At 60.2% G+C, this 16,802-nt stretch carries 16 protein-coding genes and 1 pseudogene; 6 read left to right on the top strand and 11 right to left on the bottom strand.

What is annotated here, in order from left to right:
* Positions 1-63: 63 nt before the first annotated feature.
* Positions 64-1,014 carry a choline ABC transporter substrate-binding protein gene (locus ACX3YD_RS01305; protein ID WP_103404187.1) on the bottom strand — a complete coding sequence of 317 codons (951 nt, stop codon included), beginning with the start codon at positions 1,012-1,014 and terminating at the stop codon, positions 64-66.
* A gap of 436 nt (positions 1,015-1,450) precedes the next feature.
* Here ACX3YD_RS01305 and ACX3YD_RS01310 point away from each other — a divergent pair, with 436 nt between their 5' ends.
* Together ACX3YD_RS01310 and gbdR are read left to right on the top strand one after the other, a co-directional pair.
* Positions 1,451-2,827, top strand: coding sequence for an L-serine ammonia-lyase (locus tag ACX3YD_RS01310; RefSeq protein ID WP_458959115.1), 1,377 nt, complete (start codon positions 1,451-1,453; stop codon positions 2,825-2,827).
* A gap of 540 nt (positions 2,828-3,367) precedes the next feature.
* The gene (gbdR, locus tag ACX3YD_RS01315; RefSeq protein WP_047534337.1) at positions 3,368-4,471 is read left to right on the top strand and encodes a choline metabolism transcriptional regulator GbdR; all 1,104 of its coding nucleotides are present in this window, start codon (positions 3,368-3,370) and stop codon (positions 4,469-4,471) included.
* 115 nt (positions 4,472-4,586) lie between these two features.
* On the opposite strand, the gene ACX3YD_RS01320 is transcribed toward gbdR, so the two are convergent.
* The 6 genes from ACX3YD_RS01320 to ACX3YD_RS01345 all read right to left on the bottom strand — a co-directional run bounded on the left by ACX3YD_RS01320 (position 4,587) and on the right by ACX3YD_RS01345 (position 9,996).
* Positions 4,587-4,850: a hypothetical protein gene (locus tag ACX3YD_RS01320; RefSeq protein ID WP_103404192.1), complete on the bottom strand. Its 264-nt coding sequence runs from the start codon at positions 4,848-4,850 to the stop codon at positions 4,587-4,589.
* Positions 4,851-5,202: 352 nt separating this feature from the next.
* Positions 5,203-6,366: a gamma-butyrobetaine dioxygenase gene (locus ACX3YD_RS01325; protein WP_458959116.1), complete on the bottom strand. Its 1,164-nt coding sequence runs from the start codon at positions 6,364-6,366 to the stop codon at positions 5,203-5,205.
* Positions 6,367-6,379: 13 nt separating this feature from the next.
* On the bottom strand, positions 6,380-6,856 hold the full coding sequence (locus ACX3YD_RS01330; protein ID WP_458959117.1) for a thioesterase family protein: 477 nt from the start codon (positions 6,854-6,856) through the stop codon (positions 6,380-6,382).
* 123 nt (positions 6,857-6,979) lie between these two features.
* Positions 6,980-7,945 carry an L-carnitine dehydrogenase gene (locus ACX3YD_RS01335; protein WP_458959118.1) on the bottom strand — a complete coding sequence of 322 codons (966 nt, stop codon included), beginning with the start codon at positions 7,943-7,945 and terminating at the stop codon, positions 6,980-6,982.
* Between the two features lie 129 nt (positions 7,946-8,074).
* A complete protein-coding gene (locus ACX3YD_RS01340; RefSeq protein WP_090466673.1) occupies positions 8,075-8,962 on the bottom strand; it encodes a beta-keto acid cleavage family enzyme in 888 nt (295 codons plus the stop codon).
* A gap of 89 nt (positions 8,963-9,051) precedes the next feature.
* A complete protein-coding gene (locus tag ACX3YD_RS01345; protein ID WP_047534331.1) occupies positions 9,052-9,996 on the bottom strand; it encodes a choline ABC transporter substrate-binding protein in 945 nt (314 codons plus the stop codon).
* Positions 9,997-10,204: 208 nt separating this feature from the next.
* Here ACX3YD_RS01345 and ACX3YD_RS01350 point away from each other — a divergent pair.
* Positions 10,205-11,261, top strand: a pseudogene (locus tag ACX3YD_RS01350) (GlxA family transcriptional regulator).
* Here ACX3YD_RS01350 and ACX3YD_RS01355 read toward each other — a convergent pair.
* The 4 genes from ACX3YD_RS01355 to ACX3YD_RS01370 form a co-directional block, all read right to left on the bottom strand.
* Positions 11,225-11,641 (bottom strand): DUF3010 family protein, encoded by a 417-nt coding sequence (locus tag ACX3YD_RS01355; RefSeq protein WP_047534327.1) that lies wholly within the window; start codon positions 11,639-11,641, stop codon positions 11,225-11,227. The pseudogene ACX3YD_RS01350 and the gene ACX3YD_RS01355 overlap by 37 nt on opposite strands.
* 33 nt (positions 11,642-11,674) lie before the next feature.
* Entirely contained in the window at positions 11,675-11,998 is a 324-nt protein-coding gene (locus ACX3YD_RS01360; RefSeq protein WP_090466677.1) for a helix-turn-helix domain-containing protein, read from the bottom strand.
* Positions 11,982-12,236 (bottom strand): type II toxin-antitoxin system RelE family toxin, encoded by a 255-nt coding sequence (locus tag ACX3YD_RS01365; protein WP_458959119.1) that lies wholly within the window; start codon positions 12,234-12,236, stop codon positions 11,982-11,984. Before ACX3YD_RS01365 ends, ACX3YD_RS01360 begins: the two co-directional genes overlap by 17 nt.
* Before the next feature lie 212 nt (positions 12,237-12,448).
* Complete coding sequence (locus ACX3YD_RS01370) at positions 12,449-12,850, bottom strand: lysozyme inhibitor LprI family protein (protein ID WP_103404179.1); 402 nt, start codon at positions 12,848-12,850, stop codon at positions 12,449-12,451.
* A 249-nt stretch (positions 12,851-13,099) separates the two neighbouring features.
* On the opposite strand from ACX3YD_RS01370, the gene ACX3YD_RS01375 reads away from it, so the two are divergent.
* The 3 genes from ACX3YD_RS01375 to dgcA all read left to right on the top strand — a co-directional run bounded on the left by ACX3YD_RS01375 (position 13,100) and on the right by dgcA (position 16,762).
* On the top strand, positions 13,100-14,077 hold the full coding sequence (locus tag ACX3YD_RS01375) for a dipeptidase (protein WP_103404191.1): 978 nt from the start codon (positions 13,100-13,102) through the stop codon (positions 14,075-14,077).
* Positions 14,078-14,155: 78 nt separating this feature from the next.
* Positions 14,156-14,686: a DUF5943 domain-containing protein gene (locus ACX3YD_RS01380; protein ID WP_008048169.1), complete on the top strand. Its 531-nt coding sequence runs from the start codon at positions 14,156-14,158 to the stop codon at positions 14,684-14,686.
* Between the two features lie 15 nt (positions 14,687-14,701).
* Positions 14,702-16,762, top strand: a complete 2,061-nt coding sequence (dgcA, locus tag ACX3YD_RS01385) for a dimethylglycine demethylation protein DgcA (RefSeq protein WP_047534324.1) — start codon at positions 14,702-14,704, stop codon at positions 16,760-16,762.
* Positions 16,763-16,802: the final 40 nt, after the last annotated feature.

Consider the following 16,802-nt stretch of genomic DNA (forward strand, 5'->3'; position numbering starts at 1 on the left):
GCATGCAAGGAAATAAACAGCCCGGACGGCGTGAGCCGCCCGGCGTAAGCGATGCTCCCTAATTCAAGGCTGGGCAAGCTTGGCTTTCACGGCCTCCAGGCCAGGTTTACCGTCAATGGTGGTCACGCCAGCGAGCCAGGTATCGAGCACCTGTGGATTCTTTTTCAGCCAGGCCTTGGCGGCCGCGTCAGGCTTCATCTTGTCGTCCAGGATGTTGCCCATGAGGGTGCTTTCCATGTCGACAGTGAACTCCAGATTCTTCAGCAACTGACCCACGTTGCTGCATTCCTGGGCGTACCCCTTGCGGGTATTGGTCAGGACGGTTGCTGCACCGAAATCCGGGCCGAAATAATCGTCGCCGCCGGTGAGGTATTGGATTTTGAAACGCTTGTTCATCGGGTGAGGGGCCCAGCCGAGGAACACCACGGCGGTGTCGCGCTTCTGCGCGCGGTCGACCTGGGAGAGCATGCCGGCTTCACTGGATTCAACCACTTTGAAACCGGCGTCTTTGAGGCCGAAGGCGTTCTTGTCGATCATACTCTGGATCAGGCGGTTACCGTCATTGCCCGGTTCGATCCCGTAGATCTTGCCGTCGAGCTCTTTCTTGAACTTGGCGATGTCGGCGAAATCGTGCAGGCCTTTGTCATACAGGGCCTGTGGGACCGCCAGGGTGTATTTGGCGCCTTTGAGGTTGGTGCGTACGGTGTCCACGGTGCCGGCATCGCGGTAGGCCTTGATGTCGTTTTCCATGGTCGGCATCCAGTTCCCCAGGAAGACATCCATGTTCTTGCCATCGGCCAGCGACTTGTAGGTCACCGGCACGGAAATCATGGTGGTCTTGGTCTTGTAGCCGAGGGCATCGAGTACGACGCTGGTGGTTGCGGTTGTCGCGGTGATGTCGGTCCAGCCGACATCGGAGAAGTTTACGGTACTGCATTGTGCCGGCTCGGCGGCTTGCGCCAGGAGCGGCAGACTAAGCATGGCGGCCAACAACAACGACGGGGAACCTTTCATGGATGGACTCCTTGGTGTTTTTTTTGGCAGTGTTCCGACTGGGACCACCGCACTTATGGGTTGCGGTTGGATGGCGTTTTGGAGACAGCTCTACCACGGCGCCTTGCAATCGAGTCGATACGATCATGTACCAGTGAAAATCTGACGCCTACAGGGTGCGTCGTAACCAGTACAGGGATGGTCGCATCCAGTGTCAGTGACGTCGTTTACAGCTTTTTTCAGCCCGATTTCCCCCTGCGCCTCGCGAAAAAACGGCGAAAACGCGACGTAAAAGACACGCGGCGTTGGTGGGCATGAGTGCGTCGGTGTGAGACGTCGAGCGACACATTAAAAGCCTGATGATGCGGCCATCCTGACGGATTGCAGCTTGAGCGTAGCAGCTCCGTCACCGGGCGCTTTTGCGCCTGGAATTGGCACATCCAGGAGTCCGGCAGTAATGGCTATCAGTGTTTTCGACCTGTTCAAAATCGGCATCGGCCCTTCCAGTTCGCACACCGTGGGGCCTATGCGGGCGGCGGCGCTGTTCGTGCAAGGCTTGCGTGAACGCGGGATGCTGGAGCAAGTACGGCGCGTCGAAGTTCGTCTTTACGGTTCGTTGTCGGCCACGGGCATCGGCCACGGCAGCGACAATGCGGTGATCATGGGCCTGATGGGCGAATGGCCGGATGCGATCGATCCGTCGCAAATCGGCATTCGCATCGCCACCCTGCGCGAAACCCACACGCTGTTGCTCGACGGTCGTTTGTCGGTACCGTTTATCTGGGACCGCGACATGCGCCTGATCGACGAGAACCTGCCGTTCCATCCCAACGCCATGACCCTGATTGTCGAAGACGACCAGGGTGAGTTGCATCGCGACACCTACTATTCAGTCGGTGGTGGTTTTGTCGTCGATGAAGCCCAGGCGTCCAGCGGTGTCGTCGACCTCGACAGCACCGTATTACCTTACGATTTCTCCAGCGCCGCCGAGCTGTTGGAACTGTGCAAAAAGCACGACTTGCGTGTGGCTGAATTAATGATGGCCAACGAGAAGGTTTGGCGCGGCGAAGACGAAATACGCAGCGGCCTGATGACGCTCTGGCGCGCCATGCAGGATTGCGTGGATCACGGCCTCAGGCACGAAGGCATCCTGCCCGGTGGCCTGAATGTGCGCCGGCGCGCGGCCAAGCTGCATCGCAGCCTGCAGGAGTTGAACAAGCCCAACGTGATCGGCTCGACGCTCAGCGCCATGGAGTGGGTCAACCTGTTCGCCCTGGCGGTCAACGAAGAGAATGCGGCCGGCGGGCGCATGGTCACGGCACCGACCAATGGCGCGGCGGGGATCATTCCGGCGGTGTTGCACTACTTTATGAAGTTCAGCGAAGACGTGACCGACGCCAACGTCGTCGACTACTTCCTCAGCGCGGCGGCCGTCGGGATTTTGTGCAAGAAGAACGCTTCGATTTCCGGTGCCGAAGTCGGTTGCCAGGGGGAGGTCGGTTCGGCCTGCGCCATGGCGGCGGCCGGGTTGGCGCAAATCCTCGGCGCCACGCCGGAGCAACTGTGCAACGCAGCGGAAATCGGACTCGAACATAACCTGGGCTTGACCTGCGACCCGGTGGGCGGACTGGTGCAGGTGCCGTGCATCGAGCGCAACGCGATTGCCGCCGTCAAAGCGATCAACGCGGCACAGATGGCCTTGCGCGGCGATGGTCAGCATTTCATCTCCCTGGATCGGGTGATCCGCACCATGCGCGATACGGGTGCCGACATGCATGACAAATATAAGGAGACATCGCGGGGTGGGTTGGCGGTCAGCGCTGTAGAGTGCTGAGACCGAGGTGGCCCCAATCGCTGGCAAGCCAGCTCCCACAGGTTCTTCGGTGTGTCTGATATCTGGATCACACCACACATCACTGTGGGAGCTGGCTGGCCAGCGATAGCGTCAGACCAGTCAAAACTGCGCGCTAAGTGAACATCCGATCTCAAGCGCGCCACCTTTTGGAGCGTCGCAAACAGATAAATCATGACCCCGAGGTCAGGGATCGCCAGGGACCCTGACCGCCTGTCACCTGTGCCTGCGGTGACACTCTTTTCCGTATCGTTTCAGCCCTGTTCCCACAAGTGCTACCGATTTGCTCACACGCAACGGGGCAGCGCACCAGTCCCGCCTCATGGCCGCCTTAACCCTACTCGCCGCGCGTCATATGCAGACTCATTCCGACGTCGTTTTTAGGAGTTATTGAACGCGCATTCAAATTTAGGCATGGCATTTGCTCTGTCATTACAAAGCCCGTCTCCCACGCGAGAACGATGGCAATAACAAGAGCCTCCGCCTGAGGCCATCACCCGCTTTGTGTGAGGAGATACCGCGATGACGTCGTTCAACTCCGGGGCCCAACCCCAGAACCGTGCGCCTCAATCCATCGGCTTTTTGCTGCTGGACAATTTCACGCTGATTTCCCTGGCTTCCGCTGTGGAGCCTCTGCGAATGGCCAACCAATTGTCCGGTCGCGAGCTGTATCGCTGGACCACCCTCACAGTCGACGGCGGTCAGGTCTGGGCCAGCGACGGTCTGCAGATCACCCCCGACGCCTCCATGCACAAAGCACCACCCCTGGACACCGTGATCGTCTGCGGCGGCATCGGTATTCAACGCACCGTTACCCGCGAACACGTGTCATGGCTGCAGAGCCAGGCGCGTCAGTCCCGTCGCCTTGGCGCGGTCTGCACCGGCAGTTGGGCCCTGGCGTGCGCCGGCCTGCTGGACGGTTTCGACTGCAGCGTGCACTGGGAATGCCTGGCCGCGATGCAGGAAGCTTTCCCGCGTGTAGCCATGAGTACCCGTCTGTTCACCCTCGACCGTAACCGCTTCACCAGCTCCGGTGGCACCGCGCCCCTGGACATGATGCTGCACCTGATCAGCCGCGATCACGGTCGCGAACTGTCGGCCGCGATTTCGGAGATGTTCGTCTACGAGCGCATCCGCAACGAACAGGATCATCAGCGCGTGCCGCTCAAGCACATGCTCGGTACCAACCAGCCGAAATTGCAGGAAATCGTCGCGCTGATGGAGGCCAACCTCGAAGAGCCGATCGACCTCGACGAACTGGCGGTGTATGTCGCCGTGTCCCGTCGTCAGCTGGAGCGGCTGTTCCAGAAGTACCTGCACTGCTCGCCGTCGCGTTACTACCTGAAACTGCGCCTGATCCGCGCACGGCAATTGCTCAAGCAAACGCCGATGTCGATCATCGAAGTGGCGTCGGTCTGTGGCTTCGTGTCCACGCCGCACTTCTCCAAGTGCTACCGCGAATACTTCGGCATTCCGCCGCGTGACGAGCGCGTGGGCTCCAATACCACCCAGCAAGTGGCGATGATGCCGCTGCCGCAAGCGCTGGTGCTGTCGCCGTTGTCCGGGCCGTTGTCGGCGCTGAGCCAGGCGCGCAACGAATCGACGTTTGCCAGCGTAAGGCTCTAAGCCGAGGGGACTTCATCGCGAGCAAGCTCGCTCCCACATGGTTTTTGGGTTGTTCACAGAGGGTGTGTTCAACGCCAATCCCATGTGGGAGCGAGCTTGCTCGCGATGGGATTTATCAGGCGCGATGGCTCTGCTGATACTCCGCCAACGCCGGCAGCAATTGCTTGTCGATGGCCTGACGCACGGCGGGCAGGATGGTCGCGCTGCTGGTGTACATCTGCTTGACCATCGTGCGCAGCACGATCGCCCGTTCGTTGTTCAAACCTCGTACCGCACATTCGCAAGCCTGCTCGGCCGTGGAGCCGTTCGGTACTTGAAAACCCAATGCCTTGAGCTGGCCCAACAGGTCTTCCTGGTCAATCAAATCGGCGTGCATCATGACGCAAATCCTTCTTCTGGGAACGGTGTCGTGGCTCGATTCTGGTGGGGGTGCAGGGTGGCGGCAAGGGCGATTTGTCGCGATGGCCGCAATGGCTATGAACAGGTCGTTTTCGGCTAACTTGCCGGTCAAGGGAGTGGGCACACTGGATTCAGCTTGCTTCACGAAGGTTTGGTCACCCTCGCGCGCAGCTCCTCAACAGTACCTTCTGCCTCGATCTTGTCACGGCTTGATCGGGGCTTTTTTTAGCCTGTCTGTAGGAGCCGGCTTGCTGGCGAATGGGGCGACGCGGTGTGACAGGTGCACCGCCATCGCTGGCAAGCCAGCTCCCACAGGGGAGGTGTGACGCGGTCTAGCGTTGCAATACCAGGATGCGCGACAACAACTCATCGCGGTCCACATAGCAACCCTGGAAATGCCGGGCACCGGTGGCGGGGTCGAAGGCGTTGCGGGCGTGCAGGGTGCGGCGGTTGTCGAAGCACCAGAGTTCGCCGGGATTGAGTCGTTGCATCAAGCGGAACCGTGGCTCGCGCGTCATCGCGATAAAGCGCCGATAGGCCCGATACAACCGGGGCATCTGTTCCACCGACGCATCGAACGGGCCACGCAGAAAGTTGGCCATGCGGATTTCCGACACCTGGCCGCAAGCGTTCAGGGCGATGATCGGCGCGAGGCAGCGGTAGTCGCTGTGACGGTCCTTGTTGCGGAACTCCACGGGGATTTCGCAGAGGCTTTGAAAGGCTTGCGGATCTTCCTGGCGCAACGCCTCGGCGATGGCAAAGCCGTCGACAAAAATACTCTCGCCACCCTCGGCGTCGTTGACCAGGCAATGCAGGAACTGCAGCCCCGGTTGCAGCTCACGGGTCGGCAAATCGCTGTGCAACGGCAGGTTGAAAGCGGTGTAGGCGTTGCTGTCGGCATCGGCCTTGGATTGCACGTTGAATAGCACGCCGAAATTGCTTTCGCGGATGAACGAAATCCGCTGGGCGATCAACTTCAATGAGCCGGGCTCGGTGGGCACGCCACGGACCTGGGTCAGGCCGACATCGCGCACCGCCAGCAGCCATTGCAGCAAGGCATCGTTGTCTTGCATCAGCGCCGGGTAGTCGAACACCGGCAATTGCAAATCGCTGTGCCAGCGTTTGGCTTTCGGCTTGCCAGCCTGGCGCTCGGCACGGGATTTGTCGTCATACGCGTGGGCGCGCAGCCAGCCTGGATCGAATCGACTGCCGTGGCCGTCTTGCCACTGTACGCTCAGGCAGCCTTCAGCTTCGACGCTGGCCGCTGCGGGCATCAGGTGCTCCGGAACGTCGACGATCTCCAGGACCTGCTCGCGGGTGACGGTGTAGACGCATTGCGGGCAGGGGCAGTTGTCTCGTAGCCACTGATGATGAAACGGGCTGACGCGGTTGTCGGCCCACTCCACCAGAACATGATCGTCCATGACCTGCACGCCCTTCAGCGCGCTGATCAACGGGTAAGTACGGAAGTCGGCAAAAGCGGCGGCGGTGTTCATGGCGATCTCCTTGTTATTTTTTTGGGGGTAACGCGATCACTCGGCCAATGTACTCGGGGGTGGGCAGGTCGGTCTGGTCGGCGACGATAGCTTGCAGTCGGCCCAGGGTGTCCTCGCTGAAGGGCGCGGAACGCGGCCCGGCGAGGTCGACGTGCAGCAGCATTTGCTCGTTGCCCGCCAGCGCCTTGTCATCTCCCACAAGATGCAGGCTGTGATAGAGGTGCAGGCGTTTGCTGTCGTGGCCGATGACCTGCGTGTGCACTTCAACCTCGGCGTCGAGTTTCACTTCATGCAGGTAGTTGAGGTGCAGCTCCAGGGTAAACAACGAGTGGCCGCTGGCTTCGCGGTTGTTGCTGTCCATGCCTAGCCGGTCCATCAGCGCATCGGTGGCATAGCTGAAAATCAGCAGATAAAACGCGTCGCGCAGGTGGCCGTTGTAGTCGACCCAATCGGGGATGATTGTGGTGCTGTAAGTGGTGAGGGTGGGCATGAGGACTTATCCAATAGGTGTAGTGACTGCGCCGCCCTCATCGCGGGCAAGCCCGCTCCCACAGTTCTTGCGCTGTTCACAAAACCTGTGGGAGCGGGCTTGCCCGCGATGGGGCCAGACCTGTTATTCGCTAAAGCTCATGCCATGCTTGGCTTTGGTGGTCTTCACCGCCTCCAGCACCGCCAGCAGGCAGTCATCACGATAGCGCTCCAGCGCCGAAATGCTGTGTTTGCCCAATTGCTCGCTAGTGCCATCGACCACGTCATCGATCAACTTGTCGGTCAGCTCCGGCGCCGGCAGGTAGGTCCACGGCAACTGCAACGCCGGGCCGAACTGTGCCATGAAGTGGCGCATGCCGGCATCGCCGCCGGCCAGGGTGTAGGTCAGGAAGGTGCCCATGAACGACCAGCGCAGGCCCGCGCCGAAACGAATCGCGTCGTCGATTTCACCGGTGGTCGCCACGCCGTCGTTGACCAGGTGCAGCGCCTCGCGCCACAACGCTTCGAGCAAGCGGTCGGCGATGAAGCCCGGCACTTCCTTGCGCACATGCAACGGGCGCATGCCGAGGGATTCATAGACTTTCATCGCCGCCTGCACCGCTTCAGGCGCGGTGTTTTTGCCGCCGACCACTTCGACCAATGGCAGCAGGTAAACCGGGTTGAACGGATGGCCAACCACGCAGCGTTCCGGGTGCGTGGCGCTCTCGTAGAACTCGCTCGGCAACAGGCCGGAAGTGCTGGAGCCGATCAAGGCGTTGGGCTTGGCGGCGGCGCTGATTTTGCTGTGCAGTTCCAGTTTCAGTTCCAGGCGTTCCGGGGCACTTTCCTGGATGAAATCGGCGTCGCGAACGCATTCTTCGATGGTCGCGACAAAGCGCAAGCGGTCCTGTGACGCGCCAGGGGCCAGGCCTTGTTTTTCCAGGGCTCCCCAGGCGTTGGCAACGCGTTTGCGCAAGGCTGCCTCGGCACCGGGCGCCGGGTCCCAGGCGACTACGTCGAGACCGTGGGCGAGGGCGCGGGACACCCAACCGCTGCCGATGACACCGCTGCCCAGGGCGGCGAAGGTTTTGATTTCGGTGATAAAGCTCATGGCAACTTCCTGAATAGTTCGGTGATCCTTGCAGGAGTGAGCCAGCTCGCGATGGTATTCCAGGCGCTGAGTGGCGTCGGCTGTACCTTTTTCGCGAGCAAGCTCGCTCCTACAGGGGAAAAGGAGCGGTTATCCGCGCTGGGTCAGGCCCATTTTCTTGCGGCCTTCAGCGGGGGTGAGCACGCGGGCTCCGAGGCGGCTGAGAATTTCCGAGGCCCGTTCGACCAGTTGGCCGTTGGTCGCCAGCACGCCTTTGTCCAGCCACAGGTTGTCTTCCAGGCCGACTCGCACGTTGCCGCCGAGCAGCACCGCTTGCGCAGCCATCGGCATTTGCATGCGACCGATGCCGAAACCGGCCCAGACCGCGTCGGCCGGCAGGTTGTCGACCATGGCTTTCATGGTGGTGGTGTCAGCCGGCGCGCCCCATGGGATGCCCAGGCAGAGCTGAAACAGCGGGTTGTCGAGCAGGCCTTCCTTGATCATCTGCTTGGCGAACCACAGGTGACCGGTGTCGAAAATTTCCAGCTCGGCCTTCACGCCCAGCTCTTGAATGCGTTTGGCGCCAGCACGCAGTTGCGCCGGGGTGGAGACGTAGATGGTGTCGCCGTCGCCGAAATTCAGCGTGCCGCAATCGAGGGTGCAGATTTCCGGCAGCAGTTCTTCTACGTGGGCCAGACGGGTCAGCGGGCCGACCAGATCGGTGTTCGGGCCGAACTCCATCGGGTTCTCGCCAGCGCCGATTTCCAGGTCGCCGCCCATGCCGGCGGTCAGGTTGACGATGATGTCGACGTCGGCTTCGCGAATGCGCTCCATCACCTCACGGTACAGCGCCACATCACGGCTGAACTTGCCGGTTTCAGGGTCGCGTACGTGGCAGTGAACCACGGTGGCGCCGGCCTTGGCGGCTTCCACGGCGGCAGCGGCGATTTGTTTCGGGGTGACCGGCACATGTGGGCTCTTGGCGGTCGTGTCGCCAGCACCGGTGAGTGCGCAGGTGATGATGACGTCGTGGTTCATGAGGTGGTTCCTTGCAGGCGTGATTAGTCTGTCCGCAGCCCTTTCGGGCTGCGAATCGGTGGTTCAATTCAGGTCTTTTTACGGGTGAGTCATTTGCTGGTCAGTTGCAGGTTTTGAGCCGCCGGTTTGCCATCGAAGGTGGTCACGCCTTCGAGCCAGCGTTGCTTGTCCTGCGGGTGATCCTTGAGCCATTGCCTGGCGGATTCGAAGGCGTCCTTGTGATCCAGCAGCGGCTGCATCATCCGGCTCTCGTCTTCGGCGGTGAACGTCAGGTTGCTCAGCAGGCGGCCGATGTTCGGGCATTGTTCGGCGTATTTAGGCGCGGTCACGGTCCAGACGGTGGCGCTGCCTTCGTTCGGGCCGAGGGCGTCGTCGCTGCCGGTGAGGTAGGTCATCTTGACGTTGACGTTCATCGGGTGCGGCGCCCAGCCGAAGAACACCACGGCTTCGTTGCGGCGCACGGCGCGATCCACCGCGGCGAGCATGCCGGCCTCGCTGGACTCGACTAACTGGAACTTGCCGAGGCCGAACTGGTTCTTGGCGATCATCGCCTTGATCTGGGTGTTGGCGCCCGAGCCCGGTTCGATACCGTAGATTTTGCCGCCCAGTTCTTTTTCAAACTTGGCGATGTCGGCGAAGGTTTTCAGCCCCTTGTCCGCCAGGTAAGTCGGTACGGCGAGGGTGGCGCGCGCATCCTTGAGGCTCGGCGCTTGCAGCACCTTGACCTGATTGGCGTCGACAAACGGGGTGATGGTCTGGGTCATCAGCGGGTTCCAGTAACCCAGGAACAGGTCGAGGCGCTGATCACGGATCCCGGCAAAAATGATTTGCTGGGAGGCGCTGGTTTGTTTCGTGTTGTAGCCGAGGCCATCGAGCAATACCTGGGTCATGGCGCTGGTGGCGATCACGTCGGTCCAGTTCACTACACCCATGCGCACGTTCTGGCACGCGGCGGGTTCGGCGGCCATGACACTGGCGCTCAGGAAAGCGGTACCGCTGAGTGCAAGAACACAGCTGCTGATCAGTCGTTTCATCTCAGGTTTCCTCGGCAGTTCGTTATTGTGAGTTCCGGCGTCTGACGCGCCGGTGATGCCAAGTTACGCAGCTAAGGCGCCATGAAAGCGCACTGCGGCGACCAGCTCTTGCACTGCGGCGACCTGTGCTCTTGAATGCCACTGGTAAGTGGCGTATCAACATCAACACGCTACCCGCCCTCTCGTTCCCGCCAACCGAGTGCGCTCCATGTCCCAGGATTACTATTTCTTGTTGATGCCGGGTTTCTCGGCCATTGGATTTATCTCGGCCATCGAGCCACTGCGGGTCGCCAATCGCTTTCGCGGCGAGCTGTATCGCTGGCATGTATTGAGCGCCGATGGCGGGGCAGTGCTGGCCAGCAACGGCATGTCGGTCAACGCCGACGCGGCGCTGGAGCCGCTGAAAAAAGGTGCAACCTTGTTAGTGGTCGCCGGTTTCGAACCGCTGAAGTTCGCCACCCCGACGCTGGAGCACTGGCTACGACGGCTGGACAACGAAGGCGTGACCCTCGGTGCCATCGACACCGGCAGTTTCATCCTCGCGCAAGCGGGCCTGCTCGACGGCCATCGCCTGACCCTGCACTGGGAAGCCATCGACGCCTTCAAGGAGTCCTACCCGCAGCTCAGCGTCACCCAGGAGTTGTTCGAAATCGACCGTCGGCGCATCACGTCGGCGGGCGGCACGGCCTCCATCGACCTGATGCTCGACCTTATCGCTCAAGCCCACGGCCCGGAGCTGGCGATTCAGGTCAGCGAACAGTTCGTACTCGGCCGCATCCGCCCGCGCAAAGACCACCAGCGCATGGAAGTCGCCACGCGTTATGGCATCAGCAACAAGAAACTGGTGCACGTGATCGGTGAAATGGAGCAGCACAGCGAACCGCCGCTGAGCACGCTGGAACTGGCGGAATCGATCAAGGTCACCCGGCGTCAGCTCGAACGGCTGTTTCGCCTGCACCTGAACGACACACCGAGCAATTTCTATCTGCGCCTGAGGCTGGAAAAGGCCCGGCAATTGCTGCGCCAGACCGACATGAGCGTGCTGGAAGTCAGCATTGCCTGCGGGTTTGAGTCGCCGTCGTATTTCACTCGTAGTTATCGGGCGAAGTTTGAGCGTTGCCCGCGGGAGGACCGGCGTACTGCCAAAGCGTGATCCTGAAAACACCGAAAAAACTGTGGGAGCCAGCAGGCTGGCTCCCACAGTAATTTGTTTTGTCAGGAATACCGCTTACTTCTTCATCAGCGCCGAACACGCCGCCTTGTAAGCCTCATGCTGATACTTGTTCAGCGTCCCCGGCAGTTCAAAGTCGTGTTTCTTGCTCTGGGCATTGATGGTCTGCGGCGACAGCAGTGTCACCTCGCAACTTTCCAGCAACTGGAACACACCCTCGATCTTGAACGTGGTCGGTCCACCGGCGAACTCGCCTTTCTTGCTGCGCTTCTTGATGGCGATGCGATCAATGGCATTTTCGCGAACAAAGGACGCCACCTGAGCCGCGAAGACCTTGACGTTGGCGGCTTCGTCGTCATCGTCGAGGGCGATTTTCTTGGTGGCGAGGGCAACATGGCCCAGCGCCTGACCCTCCAGCATGGCCACGGCGATAATCGCTTCGCTGCCCTTGATTTCGATGCCGCAGACTTTCATGTTGAATCCCTTTACTGGCTGAAGGCGTGCAGCTTACAGCTCTAGTTGACTGGCGTTGATGCCAAAAGCCGCAGCGATTTTTTCGCGGGTGGCCTTGCGCGGCTTGGCGACTGTTTCTTGCTGGGCGAAAGCCGGTTGGGAAATCCCCATCCGTTTGGCCACTTCATCCTGGGTAAGGTTCAAGTGTTCGCGCCAGGCGCGGATGGGTGTGGCGCCATCGACCACGCGACTGACTACATCGTGGGGGATCAGGTTGGGCTCGATTTTTTGCGCCAGATACTGCGCATAGGGGATGACCACGAATGCGGGGTTGCCGTATTCATCGTTGATGATTTGAACATCAGTAGGTGCATTCATCGCGTTTTTTGACCTCTTGAATACTGACCACTTTGATCGCGCCATCCCAGTCGAACATGACCCGATAATTACCGACGCGTAGCCGGTAAGAGTGGTTATGACCAACCAGTGCTTTGACTTGACCCACATTGGGCATGTCAGCCAGCGCCGTGATGGCATCACGAACCTGAATCTGGTGAACGGAATGCAATCTCAAGAGTTGCTTAACGGCCTTTCGAGTCCAGTGAATGCTGTTCATGAAGAATATAAGTCTTTTATAAGATTTGCGAATCTTTGCTTATATTTTTCAGATGGCCAACAAGCGAAACTTATCGAGATATTGCTGGAAACGAATGCCAAAAATGCTCGTTCCGCCAGGAAGAGTCGGGAGAGTCAGAATGGTTTGTAGGAAGAGGGATTTTTGGGGCTGAAAGCTGGAGTTGGTTCCAGCTTTCGACGGCTAACCAGGGATTACTCCTGCCCAATCGACTCCAAAAACTCCGACCGCTCGTCACTCATCCGCGCCACGCAATCATTTTGCGCAATGGTGAAGGCCTTGCTGCCGGCGGTGGCCGGGAAGGCTTCGACGGCGCAGTCGGCGTCGCGGGTCTTCGTCCACTGCTGCTGGGCGGTCTTGATCCTGGCGGTGATGTCGCTCAGTTGCGACGGGTTCTTGCCGTAGAGCGACTGCATGCGCTCGTTCAGGCTTTTGAGGTTTTCGCTCAGCAGATCTTCGGCGGTGGATTTGCTGTAAGCCGAGCATTCCAGGGTCTGGACGTCGTTTTCGACTTTGTCGCAAGGGTTGTCGTCGGATTCCTCCGCCGCGTGTACGCCGGTCGCAATCAGCGCCAAAGCCAGGATGATGGATTTCATTACGTTGCCGCCCCTTATTCCAGTAAAGCTTCCAGTAAAGCCTCAAGAGATGCGGCGAATTCTGGCCCAAGCGGAAGGCCTTGAACAGGTAGCAGATTGCGCCTGGCGACGACCCTTTGTCGCGGATTGACGCTTTCGGCAATTCCCCTGTCGTTTTTGCACCCGGCTGCCAAGGCACCGAGGCATATGCTGGCCCCAAAGCGCCGGCAGACGATTCGGCGCATGAATCGCCAACAAGGGGACAGCCTGATGAGCCCAGCCGAATTGCACGCCGACAGCATCGTTATCGACGGGCTGATTATTGCCAAGTGGAACCGCGAACTGTTCGAAGACATGCGCAAGGGCGGTCTGACCGCTGCCAACTGCACCGTTTCGGTATGGGAGGGCTTCCAGGCCACCGTCAACAACATCGCCGCCAGCCAGAAACTGATCCGCGAGAACAGCGACCTGGTGATTCCGGTGCGTACCACCGCCGACATCCGCAAGGCCAAGGAGCAGGGCAAGACCGGTATCCTCTTCGGTTTCCAGAACGCCCATGCCTTTGAAGACCAGATCGGCTATGTCGAAGTGTTCAAGCAGCTCGGCGTCGGTATCGTGCAGATGTGCTACAACACCCAGAACCTGGTGGGCACCGGTTGCTACGAGCGTGACGGTGGCCTGTCGGGCTTCGGTCGTGAAATCGTCGCCGAGATGAACCGCGTTGGCGTGATGTGCGACCTGTCCCACGTCGGCTCCAAGACTTCCGAAGAAGTCATCCTCGAATCCAAGAAGCCGGTCTGCTATTCCCACTGCCTGCCGTCGGGCCTGAAGATTCACCCGCGCAACAAGTCCGATGAAGAACTGAAGTTCATCGCCGACCACGGCGGTTTCGTCGGCGTGACCATGTTCGCGCCGTTCCTGGCCAAGGGCATCGATTCGACCATCGACGACTACGCCGAAGCCATCGAATACACCATGAACATCGTCGGCGAAGACGCCATCGGCATCGGCACCGACTTTACCCAGGGCCATGGCCAGGACTTCTTCGAATACCTGACCCACGACAAGGGCTACGCCCGCCGCCTGACCAGCTTCGGCAAGATCATCAACCCGCTGGGCATCCGTACCGTGGGCGAGTTCCCGAACCTGACCGAGACCCTGCTCAAGCGCGGCCACTCCGAGCGTGTGGTGCGCAAGATCATGGGCGAGAACTGGGTGAACGTCTTAAGAGATGTTTGGGGCGAATAAGCCGCCGCACTTCTGAATCCTTACCTGCGGCCATCCGCGCCGCAGGCAACACCAAAATTTTTCTGGAGTTAAGTTTCCATGGCCAAGATCGCCCCGCAATTGCCTATCGAAGTCGACAGCGAGACCGGTGTCTGGACGTCCGACGCCCTGCCGATGCTGTACGTGCCGCGCCATTTCTTCGTCAACAACCACATGGGCATCGAGGAAGTGCTGGGCGCCGAAGCCTACGCCGAGATCCTCTACAAGGCTGGCTACAAATCCGCCTGGCACTGGTGCGAGAAAGAAGCTGAATGCCACGGCCTGGAAGGCGTCGCGGTGTTCGAGCACTACATGAAGCGTCTGTCGCAGCGCGGCTGGGGCCTGTTCAAGATCCAGGACATCGACCTCGACAAAGGCACTGCCAGCGTCAAGCTCGAACACTCGGCGTTCGTCTACGTCTACGGCAAGGTCGGGCGCAAGGTCGACTACATGTTCACTGGCTGGTTTGCCGGTGCGATGGACCAGATCCTCGCCGCACGCGGCAGCAAGATCCGCACCGTCGCCGAACAAGTCTACGGTGGTTCCGAAGAGGGCCACGAAGACGGTTTGTTCACCGTCAAGCCGTTGTAAGTCGAGGAACCCGCCATGGCTTTCGAAGCAATGTTCCAGCCGATCCAGATCGGCAAACTGACCATCCGCAACCGCGTGCTCAGCACCGCGCACGCCGAGGTCTATGCCACCGACGGCGGCATGACCACCGACCGGTACGTCAAGTATTACGAAGAGAAGGCCAAGGGCGGGATCGGCCTGGCGATCTGCGGCGGTTCGTCCGTGGTGGCCATCGACAGCCCGCAGGAATGGTGGAGCTCGGTGAACCTGTCCACCGACCGCATCATTCCGCACTTCCAGAATCTGGCCGACGCCATGCACAAGCACGGCGCCAAGATCATGATCCAGATTACCCACATGGGCCGTCGTTCCCGTTGGGACGGCTTCAACTGGCCGACGCTGATGTCGCCGTCGGGCATACGCGAGCCGGTACACCGTGCCACCTGCAAAACCATTGAGCCGGAAGAAATCTGGCGGGTAATCGGCAACTACGCCCAAGCGGCACGCCGCGCCAAGGCCGGTGGCCTGGACGGTGTCGAGCTGTCGGCCGTGCACCAGCACATGATCGACCAGTTCTGGAGCCCGCGGGTCAACAAGCGTACCGACGAATGGGGCGGCACCTTTGAAGGCCGCATGAAGTTCGGCCTGGAAGTGTTGAAAGCGGTGCGTGCCGAGGTCGGTGACGATTTCTGCGTGGGCATGCGTATTTGCGGTGACGAGTTCCACCCGGATGGCCTGTCCCACGAGGACATGAAGCAGATCGCCAAGTATTACGACGACACCGGCATGCTGGATTTCATCGGTGTCGTGGGTTCGGGTTGTGACACTCACAACACCCTGGCCAACGTGATTCCGAACATGAGTTATCCACCGGAGCCGTTCCTGCACCTGGCCGCCGGTATCAAGGAAGTGGTCAAGGTTCCGGTGCTGCACGCGCAGAACATCAAGGACCCGAACCAGGCCACCCGTATTCTGGAAGGCGGTTACGTCGACATGGTCGGCATGACCCGCGCCCACATCGCGGACCCGCACCTGATCGCCAAGATCAAGATGGGCCAGATCGACCAGATCAAACAATGCGTCGGCGCCAACTACTGCATCGACCGTCAGTACCAAGGCCTGGATGTGCTGTGCATCCAGAACGCGGCCACCTCCCGTGAATACATGGGCGTGCCGCACATCATCGAGAAAACCACCGGCGTGAAACGCAAAGTGGTGGTGGTCGGTGCCGGTCCTGCGGGGATGGAAGCGGCGCGTGTGGCCGCAGAACGTGGCCACGACGTGACCTTGTTCGAGAAGAAAGAATTCATCGGCGGGCAAATCACCACGGCCTCGAAAGCGCCGCAACGGGACCAGATCGCCGGTATCACCCGCTGGTATCAGCTGGAACTGGCACGGTTGAAAGTCGACCTGCGCCTGGGGACTGCGGCCGATGCGCCAACCATCATGGATTTGCGTCCGGACGTGGTGGTGCTGGCGGTCGGCGGTCATCCGTTCCTGGAGCAGAACGAGCATTGGGGCGCGGCTGAAGGCCTGGTGGTCAGCAGCTGGGACGTCCTCGATGGCAAGGTGGCACCGGGCAAGAACGTGCTGGTGTACGACACCATCTGTGAATTCACCGGCATGTCCACGGCGGACTTCCTCGCCGACAAGGGCAGCCAGGTCGAGATCGTCACCGACGACATCAAGCCGGGCGTGGCAATTGGCGGTACGTCGTTCCCGACTTACTACCGCAGCATGTACCCGAAAGAAGTGATCATGACCGGCGACATGATGCTGGAGAAGGTCTACCGCGAAGGCGACAAGCTCGTGGCGGTACTGGAAAACGAATACACCGGCGCCAAAGAGGAGCGGGTGGTGGACCAGGTGGTCGTGGAAAACGGCGTGCGCCCGGACGAAGAAATCTACTACGCGCTGAAGGAAGGCTCGCGCAACAAAGGCCAGATCGACGTCGAAGCCTTGTTCGCGATCAAGCCACAACCTTGCCTGGAGCAGAGCGGCGACGGCTATTTGCTGTTCCGCATCGGCGACTGCGTGGCCCAGCGTAACGTGCACGCGGCGATCTACGACGCGTTGCGGTTGTGCAAGGATTTCTAACGGCTTGTGGATAACCTTGTAGGAGCGAGCCTGCTCGCGA

The sequence above is a fragment of the Pseudomonas fluorescens group sp. PF-1 genome (assembly GCF_054481335.1).

Coding starts and splice junctions, on each gene's coding strand:
- ACX3YD_RS01305 (WP_103404187.1), bottom strand. CDS start 1,014: ATGAAAGGTTCCCCGTCGTTGTTGTTGGCCGCCATGCTTAGTCTGCCG.
- ACX3YD_RS01310 (WP_458959115.1), top strand. CDS start 1,451: ATGGCTATCAGTGTTTTCGACCTGTTCAAAATCGGCATCGGCCCTTCC.
- gbdR (WP_047534337.1), top strand. CDS start 3,368: ATGACGTCGTTCAACTCCGGGGCCCAACCCCAGAACCGTGCGCCTCAA.
- ACX3YD_RS01320 (WP_103404192.1), bottom strand. CDS start 4,850: ATGATGCACGCCGATTTGATTGACCAGGAAGACCTGTTGGGCCAGCTC.
- ACX3YD_RS01325 (WP_458959116.1), bottom strand. CDS start 6,366: ATGAACACCGCCGCCGCTTTTGCCGACTTCCGTACTTACCCGTTGATC.
- ACX3YD_RS01330 (WP_458959117.1), bottom strand. CDS start 6,856: ATGCCCACCCTCACCACTTACAGCACCACAATCATCCCCGATTGGGTC.
- ACX3YD_RS01335 (WP_458959118.1), bottom strand. CDS start 7,945: ATGAGCTTTATCACCGAAATCAAAACCTTCGCCGCCCTGGGCAGCGGT.
- ACX3YD_RS01340 (WP_090466673.1), bottom strand. CDS start 8,962: ATGAACCACGACGTCATCATCACCTGCGCACTCACCGGTGCTGGCGAC.
- ACX3YD_RS01345 (WP_047534331.1), bottom strand. CDS start 9,996: ATGAAACGACTGATCAGCAGCTGTGTTCTTGCACTCAGCGGTACCGCT.
- ACX3YD_RS01355 (WP_047534327.1), bottom strand. CDS start 11,641: ATGAAAGTCTGCGGCATCGAAATCAAGGGCAGCGAAGCGATTATCGCC.
- ACX3YD_RS01360 (WP_090466677.1), bottom strand. CDS start 11,998: ATGAATGCACCTACTGATGTTCAAATCATCAACGATGAATACGGCAAC.
- ACX3YD_RS01365 (WP_458959119.1), bottom strand. CDS start 12,236: ATGAACAGCATTCACTGGACTCGAAAGGCCGTTAAGCAACTCTTGAGA.
- ACX3YD_RS01370 (WP_103404179.1), bottom strand. CDS start 12,850: ATGAAATCCATCATCCTGGCTTTGGCGCTGATTGCGACCGGCGTACAC.
- ACX3YD_RS01375 (WP_103404191.1), top strand. CDS start 13,100: ATGAGCCCAGCCGAATTGCACGCCGACAGCATCGTTATCGACGGGCTG.
- ACX3YD_RS01380 (WP_008048169.1), top strand. CDS start 14,156: ATGGCCAAGATCGCCCCGCAATTGCCTATCGAAGTCGACAGCGAGACC.
- dgcA (WP_047534324.1), top strand. CDS start 14,702: ATGGCTTTCGAAGCAATGTTCCAGCCGATCCAGATCGGCAAACTGACC.